The sequence below is a fragment of the Microbacterium azadirachtae genome (assembly GCF_000956505.1).
GTDB lineage: Bacteria > Actinomycetota > Actinomycetes > Actinomycetales > Microbacteriaceae > Microbacterium > Microbacterium azadirachtae_A.
Genome location: NZ_JYIX01000028.1, coordinates 48,374 through 61,625 on the forward strand (window position 1 = coordinate 48,374; position 13,252 = coordinate 61,625).

At 67.2% G+C, this 13,252-nt stretch carries 19 protein-coding genes; all 19 read left to right on the forward strand.

Annotated elements, in window-relative coordinates:
- Window positions 1–88 precede the first annotated feature (88 nt).
- Complete coding sequence (locus RS86_RS04530; RefSeq protein WP_045271037.1) at window positions 89–313, forward strand: hypothetical protein; 225 nt, start codon at window positions 89–91, stop codon at window positions 311–313.
- A gap of 369 nt (window positions 314–682) precedes the next feature.
- Complete coding sequence (locus RS86_RS20585) at window positions 683–3,070, forward strand: SpaA isopeptide-forming pilin-related protein (protein ID WP_160299667.1); 2,388 nt, start codon at window positions 683–685, stop codon at window positions 3,068–3,070.
- Window positions 3,071–3,153: 83 nt separating this feature from the next.
- The gene (locus tag RS86_RS04540; RefSeq protein ID WP_045271039.1) at window positions 3,154–4,560 is read left to right on the forward strand and encodes a SpaH/EbpB family LPXTG-anchored major pilin; all 1,407 of its coding nucleotides are present in this window, start codon (window positions 3,154–3,156) and stop codon (window positions 4,558–4,560) included.
- Between the two features lie 166 nt (window positions 4,561–4,726).
- The gene (locus RS86_RS04545; protein ID WP_235281615.1) at window positions 4,727–5,653 is read left to right on the forward strand and encodes a class C sortase; all 927 of its coding nucleotides are present in this window, start codon (window positions 4,727–4,729) and stop codon (window positions 5,651–5,653) included.
- A gap of 432 nt (window positions 5,654–6,085) precedes the next feature.
- Complete coding sequence (gene rpsJ / locus RS86_RS04550; RefSeq protein WP_017201594.1) at window positions 6,086–6,394, forward strand: 30S ribosomal protein S10; 309 nt, start codon at window positions 6,086–6,088, stop codon at window positions 6,392–6,394.
- Between the two features lie 10 nt (window positions 6,395–6,404).
- Window positions 6,405–7,064 carry a 50S ribosomal protein L3 gene (gene rplC / locus RS86_RS04555; protein WP_045271040.1) on the forward strand — a complete coding sequence of 220 codons (660 nt, stop codon included), beginning with the start codon at window positions 6,405–6,407 and terminating at the stop codon, window positions 7,062–7,064.
- 5 nt (window positions 7,065–7,069) lie between these two features.
- A complete protein-coding gene (gene rplD, locus RS86_RS04560; RefSeq protein WP_045271041.1) occupies window positions 7,070–7,726 on the forward strand; it encodes a 50S ribosomal protein L4 in 657 nt (218 codons plus the stop codon).
- A complete protein-coding gene (rplW, locus tag RS86_RS04565) occupies window positions 7,723–8,040 on the forward strand; it encodes a 50S ribosomal protein L23 (RefSeq protein ID WP_045249924.1) in 318 nt (105 codons plus the stop codon). Before rplD ends, rplW begins: the two co-directional genes overlap by 4 nt.
- Before the next feature lie 20 nt (window positions 8,041–8,060).
- Complete coding sequence (rplB, locus tag RS86_RS04570; protein WP_045271042.1) at window positions 8,061–8,900, forward strand: 50S ribosomal protein L2; 840 nt, start codon at window positions 8,061–8,063, stop codon at window positions 8,898–8,900.
- Window positions 8,901–8,912: 12 nt separating this feature from the next.
- Window positions 8,913–9,194: a 30S ribosomal protein S19 gene (gene rpsS, locus RS86_RS04575; RefSeq protein ID WP_045271043.1), complete on the forward strand. Its 282-nt coding sequence runs from the start codon at window positions 8,913–8,915 to the stop codon at window positions 9,192–9,194.
- Entirely contained in the window at window positions 9,194–9,574 is a 381-nt protein-coding gene (gene rplV, locus RS86_RS04580; RefSeq protein ID WP_045271044.1) for a 50S ribosomal protein L22, read from the forward strand. The genes rpsS and rplV overlap by 1 nt, the downstream gene beginning before the upstream one ends.
- Window positions 9,574–10,329: a 30S ribosomal protein S3 gene (gene rpsC / locus RS86_RS04585; protein ID WP_045271045.1), complete on the forward strand. Its 756-nt coding sequence runs from the start codon at window positions 9,574–9,576 to the stop codon at window positions 10,327–10,329. The genes rplV and rpsC overlap by 1 nt, the downstream gene beginning before the upstream one ends.
- Window positions 10,329–10,748, forward strand: a complete 420-nt coding sequence (gene rplP / locus RS86_RS04590) for a 50S ribosomal protein L16 (RefSeq protein WP_045271046.1) — start codon at window positions 10,329–10,331, stop codon at window positions 10,746–10,748. Before rpsC ends, rplP begins: the two co-directional genes overlap by 1 nt.
- A complete protein-coding gene (gene rpmC / locus RS86_RS04595) occupies window positions 10,748–11,062 on the forward strand; it encodes a 50S ribosomal protein L29 (RefSeq protein ID WP_045271047.1) in 315 nt (104 codons plus the stop codon). Before rplP ends, rpmC begins: the two co-directional genes overlap by 1 nt.
- Window positions 11,062–11,379, forward strand: coding sequence for a 30S ribosomal protein S17 (gene rpsQ / locus RS86_RS04600; RefSeq protein WP_052680074.1), 318 nt, complete (start codon window positions 11,062–11,064; stop codon window positions 11,377–11,379). The genes rpmC and rpsQ overlap by 1 nt, the downstream gene beginning before the upstream one ends.
- Entirely contained in the window at window positions 11,376–11,744 is a 369-nt protein-coding gene (rplN, locus tag RS86_RS04605; RefSeq protein ID WP_045271048.1) for a 50S ribosomal protein L14, read from the forward strand. The genes rpsQ and rplN overlap by 4 nt, the downstream gene beginning before the upstream one ends.
- 3 nt (window positions 11,745–11,747) lie before the next feature.
- On the forward strand, window positions 11,748–12,107 hold the full coding sequence (rplX, locus tag RS86_RS04610) for a 50S ribosomal protein L24 (RefSeq protein ID WP_045271049.1): 360 nt from the start codon (window positions 11,748–11,750) through the stop codon (window positions 12,105–12,107).
- Entirely contained in the window at window positions 12,107–12,697 is a 591-nt protein-coding gene (rplE, locus tag RS86_RS04615) for a 50S ribosomal protein L5 (protein ID WP_045271050.1), read from the forward strand. The genes rplX and rplE overlap by 1 nt, the downstream gene beginning before the upstream one ends.
- 151 nt (window positions 12,698–12,848) lie before the next feature.
- Entirely contained in the window at window positions 12,849–13,247 is a 399-nt protein-coding gene (gene rpsH, locus RS86_RS04620) for a 30S ribosomal protein S8 (RefSeq protein ID WP_045271051.1), read from the forward strand.
- The last annotated feature ends 5 nt before the right edge of the window (window positions 13,248–13,252 follow it).

The following is a 13,252-nucleotide window of genomic DNA, read 5'->3' on the forward strand; positions in this document are numbered from 1 at the left end:
GCGGGAAAAGTGCTTCCTTTCGCGCGCGGGCCCGGGCAGAATGGCCACGTGCGGGCCGACCGCCGGCTCGATCTAGGGAGGGAACCCCATGGGTCTCGAAGACGCCATCAACGACGCCGTGAACAAGGGCAAGGATTTCATCGAGCAGAACAAGGACAAGATCGACGAGGTCCTGCACAGCGAGCAGGCTGAGGGCATCAGCGACTCGATCCTCGGTGGCGCTGCGGATCTCGCCAAGAAAGTCGCGCCCGGTGCTGCCGAGCAGATCGACGGCGTCCGCGACAACCTCGACAAGTCCGTGGGCAACGAGTGACCTCGAACTGACTCCCGCCGAAGGGCGGAGCGCTGCGGCGCTCCGCCCTTCGGCGTCCCCAGACGCGGTGATCTCGTGCGATGCCGCGGTCGATTTGGTCTTTCGCGGGGGCATGCCGTAGCGTCTTCAGAGGATTCATCGTCTCTGCACGGGAAACGCACCTGATCTCTGGGGTCTGGGTGACAGCCTGAGCAGGACGGGATCCATGGCTCGCACGGGGAGTGCGAACCGCAGGGAACTCACGGGAAATGGGTTCCCGAACATCGGGCCGGGGGACGGTCCGCTGGGGAGAAGAGAGCCGAGCGATCGGCTCTCGTGAAGGACGTTTCGCTGGGAGCGAAGCGACCTTCGTTGTGGCTGGGGAGCACAATGAAGTCTGGGGAGTACTTTGCGCGCGCCGTCGTGGCGCTGGGTCTGAGCATCGGGCTCGCGTTCGTCGCGACGCCGATGGCGCAGGCTGCGATCGCACCTGCCGCTGCGCCGGTCTCTGCGCACGCGGAGACGTCGGAGACGTCGGTCCGTGCTGCGGCATCCGGGCCGATGGCCGCGCGCGTCGCACCGAGCGCGACCGCAGGGCTGGTCTGCGCGACCGGCACGTTCTACGCCGTCTCCGGATCGGGGCAGCTGCAGCGCGTCTCGAACGGGAACGTCACGAACGTCGGATCCGCGGCGTCCAGGGTCTCGTCCTTCAACGGCCTCGGCATCGGAGCGAACGGTGCCACCGCCCTCGCCTACGAGCGCACCAACAACTCCGCTACCGCGACCATCTGGTACTTCGACGGCTCCGCGTGGAAGTCCACCGGCGACAGCTACAACACCTCGGCTTCGCTCGTGGCCGGCGCCGTGGACCTGAAGACGGGCAACTACTTCTTCGGCGGCTTCTCCAACGGCAGCTTCTACATCTACCGGTACGTGCCCGGCACCGGCGCATTCTCGCTGGTCGGCACGATCGACACGTCCTCCGCGGGTGGCACCAACGGTGACATGGCGTTCGATGCGAGCGGCAACCTCTACGTCGCGGGAAGCGGTACGACCACGACCGTCTACTCGGTCACCGCAGCCTCGATCGCCGGTGGCACGGGCGGGCGGCTCCCCGCGTCGCAGTCGTTCGCCTTCGCCCCTTCCGGGTTCTCCTCCATCAACGGCATGGCGTTCAACACGACCGGTTCGATGTACCTCGGCAACGGCACCACGGTGCGCGAGTACAACGCGTCGACCGGCGTGCAGATCGGCAGCGACGTCACGTCGGCGCTGAACAGCACCGACCTCGCGAGCTGCAACTCGCCGGCGAACCTGACGGTCAAGAAGAACGTGGTCGCCCGCGGTCACGCCGGTGACCAGTTCCGCCTCTCCGTGAAGAGCGGAACGACGGAGTCGGGCACCGCCACGACCACTGGCACGTCGAACGGTGTGCAGGTCGCGCAGGTGGGTCCGCTCCCGGTGATCCAGAACGGCGTCTACACCGTGTCCGAGACGATCGCGGCCGGATCCCCCGGCACGCTCTCCGACTACGCGAGCTCGACGGTCTGCGTCGACGAGACCGGTGCGACGGTGCCGACGAACGCCGCGGGCCAGCTCACGATCCCGAACCGCTCCGGCGCCAGCGTCGAGTGCACGATCACGAACTCGCCGCTGCTCGCGACCGTCGCGGTGCACAAGACGGTGCTCGACATCAACGGCAACAGCCCGGCAGCCGGTGCGGGCTGGACCCTCGGCGCGGCGACGACCGCGACCACCGGATCCGCCACGCCCACGCCTTCCGCAGGCACGCAGGTCACGCCCGCCTCCGGTGATGCGAACTGGACCGTCGTGTTCGACAAGCAGACGTCGCGGGCGACCGTGCGGGTCTCCGAGACCCAGAAGAGCGGGTGGGACTTCGTCAGCGGCAGCTGCGTCGTCACGCCCCTGGGCGGCTCGCCCCGCACCGTGACCCTGCCCGGGGTCACCGGCGCCGATGTCACGGGCGTCGCCCCCGGCGACGCCGTGGCGTGCACGATCACGAACAAGCCGTCGGCCGCCGCGCTCACGCTCAAGAAGCAGGTCGATAACACCTACGGCGGCGGTTCGGTCGTCTCCGATTGGACGCTGACCGCGACCGGGGCGAAGACCATCACCGGCAAGACGGGCGACCCGAGCGTGACCGCTGCGGTCGTCGCGCCCGGCACCTACGCGCTCACCGAGAGCGGCAGCCCGGCGGGCTACGCCGCGGGCGCCTGGACCTGCACCGGCGCGACGGTGAGCGGATCCTCCGTCACCGTGGCGGCGAACGCGAACGCGGTCTGCACGATCACGAACGCGAGCAAGCCCGGATCCGTCGTCTGGACCAAGACGTCCAAGAACACCGGCGAACAGCTCGCCGGATCCGAATGGACCCTCACCGGTCCTGGCCTGCCCGCACAGGGCGTCGTCGTCAAGGACTGCACGGCCGGCCCCTGCACCGGTCCCGATCAGGATCCGGCACCCGGCGCGTTCCGACTCGACAAGCTCGTTTGGGGCGCCTACACCGCCAAGGAGACTCTGGCTCCCGCGGGCTACATCGCGGCAGGGTCCTTCACCTTCACCGTGAGCGCCGCGAACGCCGGCACCACGCTGAACATCGGCGCTCAGCAGAACGAGCAGCAGGCCGGTGCCGTGCTCCCGCTGACCGGCGGTCTCGGCAGCGACGCCTTCCTGCTCGGCGGCGGCGCTCTCCTCTTCTCCGCGCTCGCGGTCCTCGGGGTCCTCCGACTCCGCCGGAACGCGCGCCGCGCCTCCTGACTCACCACCCACCTCACCGACAGCAGGACAACTGTCGGCCGGCGGGTGCCGGTCGACGAACGACAAAGAAAGCAGGAACGGCAATGACCACCAGGTCTCTCGGGCTGCGCAAGATCGCAGCAGGCCTCGGAGTCGCGGCTCTCGCCGCGCTCGGCGCCCTCGCAGTGTCGCCGGCCGCAAACGCCGCCGACGCCCCGAGCCCGTCGAACATCACGGGGACAACGGGCACCCTGACCATCCACAAGCACGCGGGCGACCCCGGGGCTGCCGGCGACGGCACCCAGATCACCGACGCCGGCAAGCTCGCCGCGCTCGGCCAGGGCCTCGAGGGCGTGCAGTTCAGCGTGCAGCGCGTGAGCGCGAACGGCACGCCGATCGACCTCACCACCGCAGCCGGCTGGGACCAGGCGAAGCCCGCGACCCCGGCGAACGTGTCGTCGGCGCCGTTCTCGGTGGCCGCCGGCGCCACGGCGACCACGGACGCCACCGGGCAGGCCGTCGTCTCGAACCTCCCGTACGGCCTGTACCTCGTGACCGAGACCAGCCCCGGTGCGAACCCGATCGTCTCGCCGGTGCAGCCGTTCCTCGTGTCGGTCCCGTACCCGAACCAGGGCACCTGGCTGTACAACGTGCACGTCTACCCGAAGAACAAGCTGAACACCACGGAGCCGACCAAGACGGTCGCCGACCCGAAGGCGCCCGTGCTGGGCTCGCAGATCGTGTGGACGGTCAACGCGCCGATCCCCGCCCTCGCCGCCGGTGACAGCTACCGCAGCTTCTCCATCACCGACAACCTCGACGCGCGGCTGACCTACGTCGGCGCGGTCGTCAAGGTCGACGGCACCACGCTGACCGAGGGCACGGACTACACCGTCTCCGGCAACGCCGTGATCACCTTCACCGGGACCGGCCTCGGCAAGCTCGCCGGCAAGACGGCCGTGACCGCGGACATCACCACGACCGTGACCTCGCTCGGCGCCGACGGCCAGATCCTGAACACCGCCGTCGTCAACACCAACGGCTCCGACCGCACCACCAACACGCCGCAGACCAACTGGGGCGCGCTGAAGGTCGTCAAGCAGGACGCCACGTCGAAGAACACCCTGAAGGGTGCGATCTTCGAGGTGTACGACGCCAAGAACGGCACCAAGGTCGCCGGCGCGTTCACGACGAACGACGCCGGAGAGCTCCTCGTCGACGGCCTGTGGGTCGGCAACAACGACGTGAAGAGCAAGGACTACTGGCTCAAGGAGACCCAGGCGCCGGCCGGCTACGTGCTGCCCGCCGACCCGTGGACCAAGGTCACCGTCACCGCCGCGGGCTCCGCGACGCCGACGGCGCTCACGATCTCGAACACGCAGCAGCAGGGACCGAACCTGCCGCTGACCGGTGGTGCGGGCAGCACCCTGTTCGCGATCGTCGGTGGCGCACTGGTCGCCGCAGGACTCGGCACCATCGTGGTGCGTCGCCTGCGCGCACGTCGTCAGTGATGACAGCTCCGTCAGCGGCCGCGCTCAGGCGTGACCGCTGACGGACAGGAGGAGGGCGGGACGCGAGTTCCCGCCCTCCTCCCTGCTTCGTCCGGATCGCAGTCCGGACGAACGGCCGTGGTCCCGAACCCGGATTCGTTCCGAACCGCACCCTGAGGAGGGCGTCATGACGCAGACCGCACCGCTGCGCCGTCGCGACATGCGACCGGCCGCCGCCCCGCGCTGGCGCATGCCCTGGGGCACCGCCATCCTCGCAGCGATCGCCTTCGCCGGCCTCCTCCTTCTGATGTATCCGACGGTGGCGAGCTGGTGGTCGCAGTACAACCAGTCGCAGCTCATCGTCAAAGTGGATTCCGAGGTCGGTGGCTCTGCGGTCGATACCCGCGAGAAGGCACTCGACCAGGCCAGGGCGTACAACAAGGCGCTGGTCGGAGGCGCTCTGCTCGGGGCGGGATCCCGTGTGCCGACCAGCTCGGCCGGAGCTCCGGGATTCGACTACCCGAGCCTGCTCCGCGCGGATGCCGACGGCGTCATGGCCCGGCTGCGCGTCCCCTCGATCGGCGTCGATCTGCCGATCTACCACGGCACCTCCGACGCCACGCTCACCAAAGGGGTCGGCCACCTGGAGGGCACCTCGCTCCCGATCGGCGGCGCCGACCAGCACTCCGTGCTCACGGCGCACCGCGGGCTCGCCGGGGCGACGCTCTTCGACAACCTCGACCAGGTCAAGATCGGCGACACCTTCACCGTCGAGGTGTTCGGCCAGGTGCTGACCTACCGGGTGCGCGATACCCAGGTGGTCCTCCCGGAGGACACGCAGACGCTGAGCCCGCAGGCGGGGGAGGACCTGGTCACGCTGGTCACCTGCACCCCGCTCGGCATCAACAGCCACCGGATCCTGGTCACGGGAGAGCGCGTGACGCCCACTCCGCAGAAGGACCTCGACGCGGCCGGCGCGACGCCTGACATCCCCGGATTCCCGTGGTGGGCGCCGATCATCGGCGGTGCCCTGATCATGCTCACGGGCTTCGTCTGGGCGACGGGACGACCCCGCCGCGAAGCGGTCGAGGAGACCGCGACGGACGAGGGCTGACGTCGGTCGGCATCGACACGCCGGACACGCCGCCGCGACACGCCCGAGTTTGCGACACGCCCGGGCTGCACGTAGACTGTTGAGGTTCCACATTCCGGTACGCGTCCTGACGCGCGCCGGATCACTGCCAGGGCAGTGCACAGACGGCGCCCTTCCTCCGGGAAGCGGTCGCAGGGATCTGGGCCGCGGGCAGCAGAACAGACAACCGACACCTCTTCACCGAGGCCCTGCCATGTGCGGGGGTCGGCTTCCGCCGGTCGCAAGGCCCCGGGCTGACAGCAGAACAGTGGTGCGCCCCTTCGAGAGGCCTCGATCCGCAAGGATCCGGGCCAGGAGGAGGAGTGCGAAGGCGCAGAACGCGCCGTCGCGCGTCCAATGCCCCCGGATCACCCGGTCCGGGCAGGTAAGACGCTTAATGAGAGAGAGCAGACAATGGCGGGACAGAAGATCCGCATTCGCCTGAAGTCGTATGACCACGAGGTCATCGACACGTCGGCCCGCAAGATCGTCGACACCGTGACCCGTGCGGGCGCGACCGTCGTCGGCCCGGTGCCGCTTCCGACCGAGAAGAACGTCGTGTGCGTCATCCGGTCACCCCACAAGTACAAGGACAGCCGCGAGCACTTCGAGATGCGCACCCACAAGCGTCTGATCGACATCGTCGACCCGACGCCGAAGGCCGTTGACTCGCTCATGCGTCTCGACCTTCCTGCTGACGTCAACATCGAGATCAAGCTGTAAGGGGATCACGATGGTCGACATCAACGCAAAGATTTCCAAGGGCCTGCTCGGCACCAAGCTCGGCATGACCCAGGTCTGGAACGAGAACGGCAAGCTGATCCCGGTCACCGTGATCGAGCTGGCCCCGAACGTGGTCACCCAGATCCGCACCCCCGAGAAGGACGGCTACAACGCCGTGCAGATCGCGGCCGGTCAGATCGACCCGCGCAAGGTCACGCAGCCCCTCGCCAAGCACTTCGAGGCCGCCGGGGTCACCCCGCGTCGCCACGTCACCGAGATCCGCACCGCGGACGCCGGCGACTACGCGCTGGGCCAGGAGCTCACCGTTGACGGCACCTTCGAGGCCGGCCAGCTGGTCGACGTCGTCGGCACCAGCAAGGGCAAGGGCTTCGCCGGTGTCATGAAGCGCCACAACTTCAAGGGTGTCTCCGCTTCCCACGGTTCGCACCGCAACCACCGCAAGCCCGGTTCCATCGGTGCTTCGTCGACCCCGAGCCGTGTCTTCAAGGGCATGCGCATGGCCGGTCGTATGGGTGGCGAGCGCGTGACCGTCCTCAACCTCACGGTGCACGCCGTCGACGCCGAGAAGGGTCTGCTGCTCGTCAAGGGCGCCGTCCCCGGTGCACGCGGCCGCATCGTCTACGTCCGCAACGCAGTGAAGGGTGCCTGAGTCCCATGGCTGACACCACTCTGACGCTCGACGTGTTCGCCGGCGGCAAGAAGACCGGTACGGTCGACGCCCCCGCCGCGATCTTCGACGCCAAGACCAACGTTCCGCTGATCCACCAGGTCGTCGTCGCGCAGCTCGCCGCGGCACGCCAGGGCACCCACTCGACCAAGCGTCGCGGTGAGGTCTCCGGTGCCGGTCGCAAGCCCTTCAAGCAGAAGGGCACGGGTAACGCCCGTCAGGGCTCCATCCGCGCGCCGCACATGACCGGTGGTGGCATCGTCCACGGCCCGAAGCCGCGCGACTACTCGCAGCGCACCCCCAAGAAGATGATCGCCGCCGCCCTCGTGGGTGCGCTGAGCGACCGCTTCCGCGGTGAGCGCCTGCACGTCGTCGAGTCCTTCGGCATCGAGGGCAAGCCGTCCACCAAGACGGCCGCCGCCTACCTGAAGGCGCTTCCGGGCAAGAACATCCTCGTGGTCATCGACCGCGAGGACGACCTCACCGCCCTGAGCGTCCGCAACCTGGTCTCCGTGCACGTGCTGTACTCGGACCAGCTCAACGCCTACGACGTGGTCAACTCCGACGACATCGTCTTCACCAAGGCGGCCTTCGACGCGTTCGTCGCGCTGAAGTCCGGCGCAACCGAGGAGGTCTCCGCATGAGCGACAACATCCTCGCCGCGGCTGCCAACAAGGACCCGCGCGACATCATCCTGAAGCCGGTCGTCTCCGAGAAGAGCTACGGCCTGATCGACGAGGGCAAGTACACCTTCCTGGTGGACCCCCGCGCCTCCAAGACCGAGATCAAGCTCGCCATCGAGAAGATCTTCGACGTCAAGGTCGCGAGCGTCAACACGATCAACCGCGTCGGCAAGGCTCGCCGCACCCGCTTCGGCACGGGAAAGCGCAAGGACACCAAGCGCGCGATCGTGGCCCTGAAGTCGGGCACCATCGACATCTTCACGGCAGTGAACTGACCGGGGGATAAGGACAGAACATGGCTATTCGCAAGTACAAGCCCACGACCCCGGGTCGCCGCGGCTCGTCGGTGGCAGACTTCGCCGAGATCACCCGATCGACGCCTGAGAAGTCGCTGCTGCGCCCGCTGAGCAAGACCGGTGGCCGTAACAACCAGGGCCGCATCACGACCCGTCACATCGGTGGTGGCCACAAGCGCCAGTACCGCGTCATCGACTTCCGTCGCAATGACAAGGACGGCATCGACGCCAAGGTCGCTCACATCGAGTACGACCCCAACCGCACCGCGCGCATCGCGCTGCTGCACTACTTCGACGGCGAGAAGCGCTACATCATCGCGCCGAACAAGCTGAAGCAGGGCGACATCGTCGAGTCGGGTGCCGGCGCTGACATCAAGCCGGGCAACAACCTGCCGCTGAAGAACATCCCGACGGGTACCGTCATCCACGCCATCGAGCTCCGCCCCGGCGGCGGCGCGAAGATGGCCCGCTCGGCCGGCGTCTCCGTGCGCCTGGTCGCGAAGGATGGCGCCTACGCCCAGCTGCGCCTGCCCTCGGGCGAGATCCGCAACGTCGACGCGCGCTGCCGTGCGACGATCGGCGAGGTCGGCAACGCCGAGCAGTCCAACATCAACTGGGGTAAGGCCGGCCGCAAGCGCTGGTTGGGCGTTCGCCCGACCGTCCGCGGTGTCGCGATGAACCCGGTGGATCACCCGCACGGTGGTGGTGAGGGCAAGACGTCCGGTGGACGTCACCCCGTCTCCCCGTGGGGCCAGGCTGAGGGACGCACCCGTCACGCCAACAAGGAAAGCGACAAGTACATCGTGCGTCGCCGTAACGCTGGCAAGAAGCGCAAGTAGGAGTAAGAGAAGATGCCTCGCAGTCTTAAGAAGGGCCCCTTCGTCGACGAGCACCTGCTTCGCAAGGTGATCGTTCAGAACGATGCCGGTACCAAGAACGTCATCAAGACCTGGTCGCGCCGGTCGATGATCATCCCCGCCATGCTGGGACACACCATCGCCGTGCACGACGGACGCAAGCACATCCCCGTGTTCGTGTCCGAGACCATGGTCGGTCACAAGCTGGGCGAGTTCGCGCCCACCCGCACCTTCCGCGGCCACGAGAAGGACGACAAGAAGGGGCGGCGCCGCTAATGGTCGAATCCGTCGCACGCGTGAAGCACATCCGCGTGACCCCGCAGAAGGCTCGTCGTGTCGTCGCCCTCATCAAGGGCAAGCAGGCGCAGGAAGCCCTCGCCATCCTGAAGTTCGCGCAGCAGAGCGCCTCCGAGCCGATCTACAAGCTCGTGCACTCCGCGATGGCCAACGCTCAGGTGAAGGCCGATCGTGACGGCGAGTTCCTCGATGAGCAGGATCTCTACATCAAGAACGCCTTCGTGGACGAGGGGACGACGCTCAAGCGTTTCCAGCCCCGCGCCCAGGGCCGCGCGTTCCAGATCAAGAAGCGCACGAGCCACATCACGGTCGTGCTGGCCACCCCTGAGGTCGCCAAGAACGAGAAGGCGAGCAAGTAATGGGACAGAAGGTAAACCCGTACGGCTTCCGCCTCGGCATCACCACGGACCACGTGTCCCGGTGGTTCTCTGACTCGACCAAGCCGGGTCAGCGCTACGCCGACTACGTCGCCGAGGACATCAAGATCCGCAAGCTCCTGCAGACGCAGCTCGACCGCGCCGGCGTGAGCAACATCGAGATCGAGCGCACCCGCGACCGCGTGCGTGTGGACATCCACACCGCGCGCCCGGGCATCGTCATCGGCCGCCGCGGCGCCGAGGCCGAGCGTATCCGCGGTGACCTCGAGAAGCTCACCGGCAAGCAGATCCAGCTGAACATCCTCGAGGTGAAGAACCCCGAGGCCGACGCTCAGCTGGTCGCCCAGGGCATCGCCGAGCAGCTCTCTGCTCGTGTCGCCTTCCGTCGCGCCATGCGCAAGGGCCTCCAGGGTGCCCAGCGCGCGGGTGCGAAGGGCATCCGAATCCAGGTCTCGGGCCGCCTCGGCGGCGCGGAGATGAGCCGGTCGGAGTTCTACCGCGAGGGTCGTGTGCCGCTGCACACGCTGCGCGCGAACATCGACTACGGCTTCTACGAGGCCAAGACCACCTTCGGCCGCATCGGCGTGAAGGTCTGGATCTACAAGGGCGACCTCACCAACAAGGAGCTTGCTCGCGAGCAGGCCAACGCACCGAAGTCCCGTCGTGACGACCGTGGTGGCGACCGCCGCCGTGGCCCGCGCAGCGAGGCTCCCGTCGCAGAAGGAGCGTCTGCCTGATGCTTATCCCTCGTAAGGTCAAGTACCGCAAGCAGCATCACCCCAAGCGTGATGGTGCTGCGACCGGCGGCACGAAGGTCTCCTTCGGCGAGTTCGGCATCCAGGCCCTCACCCCCGCTTATGTGACCAACCGTCAGATCGAGTCCGCTCGTATCGCGATGACCCGTCACATCAAGCGTGGTGGAAAGGTGTGGATCAACATCTACCCCGACCGTCCGCTCACGAAGAAGCCTGCCGAGACCCGCATGGGTTCCGGTAAGGGTTCCCCCGAGTGGTGGGTCGCCAACGTCAAGCCGGGTCGCGTCCTCTTCGAGGTCGCGGGCGTCAGCGAGGAACTTGCTCGTGAGGCCCTGACCCGTGCCATTCACAAGCTGCCGCTCAAGGCACGCATCATCAAGCGCGAGGAGGGCGACGCGTAATGGCGATCGGCACCAAGGAGCTCGGTGTGACCGAGCTCGACACGTTCGAAGACCAGCGCCTCGTCGAGGAGCTGCGCAAGGCCAAGGAGGAGCTGTTCAACCTCCGTTTCCAGTCGGCCACCGGCCAGCTGGAGAGCCACGGCCGCATCCGCGCCGTCAAGCGCGACATCGCGCGCCTGTACACCGTGATCCGCGAGCGCGAGCTGGGCATCCGTGCGACGCCCGCTCCGGTCGAGGCTCCGGCCAAGAAGGCGTCCAAGGCAAAGGCGAAGAAGGCCGACGAGGCTGACGCGCCGAAGGAGGAGGCCGAGTAATGGCTGAGAAGAAGGCTGCTGCCGCTGAGGCAGAGGTCGTCTCGCACGATGTGCGTGACGCCGATGCTCGTGGCTACCGCAAGTCGCGCCGCGGCTACGTCGTCAGCGACAAGATGGACAAGACCATCGTCGTCGAGGTCGAGGACCGCGTGAAGCACCCGCTGTACGGCAAGGTCATCCGCCGTACGACGAAGGTCAAGGCGCACGACGAGAACAACGCCGCCGGCATCGGCGACCTCGTTCTCATCAACGAGACCCGCCCGCTGAGCGCCACCAAGCGCTGGCGTCTGGTGGAGATCCTGGAGAAGGCAAAGTGATCCAGACCGAGTCCCGACTCAAGGTCGCCGACAACACCGGCGCCAAGGAGCTCCTCACCATCCGCGTGCTCGGCGGCTCCAGCCGTCGTTACGCGGGCCTCGGCGACATCATCGTCGCCACGGTCAAGGACGCGATCCCCGGTGGGAACGTCAAGAAGGGCGATGTGGTCAAGGCCGTCATCGTCCGTACCAAGAAGCAGACCCGTCGTCCCGACGGCTCGTACATCAAGTTCGACGAGAACGCCGCCGTGATCCTGAAGAACGACGGGGAGCCCCGCGGCACCCGTATCTTCGGTCCGGTCGGCCGCGAGCTTCGTGACAAGAAGTTCATGAAGATCGTCTCGCTCGCCCCGGAGGTGCTGTAACTCATGGCGAACATCAAGAAGGGTGACCTGGTTCAGGTCATCTCCGGCCGCAAGCAGGAAAAGGGCGGCGACCGCGGCAAGCAGGGCAAGGTCCTCGAGGTCCTCGTCGAGCAGAACCGCGTGATCGTGGAGGGCGTGAACTACGCCACCAAGCACACCCGCGTCGGCCAGACGCAGCGCGGCACGAAGACGGGCGGCATCGAGACCATCGAGGCCCCCATCCACATCTCGAACGTCGCCCTGGTCGACCCCGAGACGAAGAAGCCGACCAAGATCGGCCACCGCGTCGAGGAGCAGGTCAAGGACGGCGTGAAGCGCACGGTCCGCGTGCGCTACGCGAAGAAGAGCGGTAAGGACCTCTGATGGCGGCTGCTGACGCCGCGGGCGCTGTCAAGGTGCAGCCCCGCCTGAAGGCGAAGTACAACAACGAGATCAAGAAGGCTCTGCAGGACGAGTTCGGCTACGAGAACGTCATGCAGATCCCCGGCCTGGTCAAGGTCGTCGTCAACACCGGTGTCGGTGAGGCGGCTCGCGACTCCAAGGTGATCGATGGTGCGGTCGACGACCTCACCAAGATCACCGGCCAGAAGCCGATCGTCACGAAGGCCCGCAAGTCCATCGCGCAGTTCAAGCTGCGCGAGGGTCAGCCCATCGGCGCGCACGTCACCCTCCGCGGTGACCGCGCCTGGGAGTTCGTGGACCGCCTCGTGAACCTCGCACTGCCCCGTATCCGCGACTTCCGCGGTCTCTCGGACAAGCAGTTCGACGGCAACGGCAACTACACCTTCGGTCTCACGGAGCAGAGCGTGTTCCACGAGATCGATCAGGACCGGATCGACCGCGTCCGCGGTTTCGACATCACTGTCGTGACCACGGCGAAGAACGACGACGAGGGTCGCGCCCTGCTGCGCCTCCTCGGCTTCCCGTTCAAGTCGGCCGACGCGCAGGCGTAAGACCATGTTCTGAAGGCCGGATCCCGGGGTTCTCCTCGGGATCCGGTCTTCGGGCGTGTCTCGCTTGACGTACAATTGAATATTGCGTGCTCATCGCAGGCCGTCTGCCGTGTAACGGCAGTCGGAACCTCATGAACGAAAGAAGACAACTATGACGATGACAGACCCGGTCGCAGATCTGCTGACCCGTCTGCGCAACGCGAACTCGGCGCATCACGACTCCGTGACCCTGCCGTCGAGCAAGCTGAAGACCCACATCGCTGAGATCCTCCAGCAGGAGGGCTACATCTCCGGCTGGGAGGTCACCGACGCCCGCGTCGGCACCAACCTCACCATCTCGCTGAAGTACGGCCCGAACCGCGAGCGGTCGATCGCCGGCATCAAGCGCGTTTCCAAGCCCGGCCTCCGCGTGTACGCGAAGTCGACCGAGCTGCCCAAGGTCCTCGGTGGCCTCGGCGTCGCGATCCTGTCCACCTCCTCGGGGCTCCTCACGGACCGCCAGGCAGAGCAGAAGGGCGTGGGCGGAGAAGTTCTCGCCTACGTGTGGTGATCTGA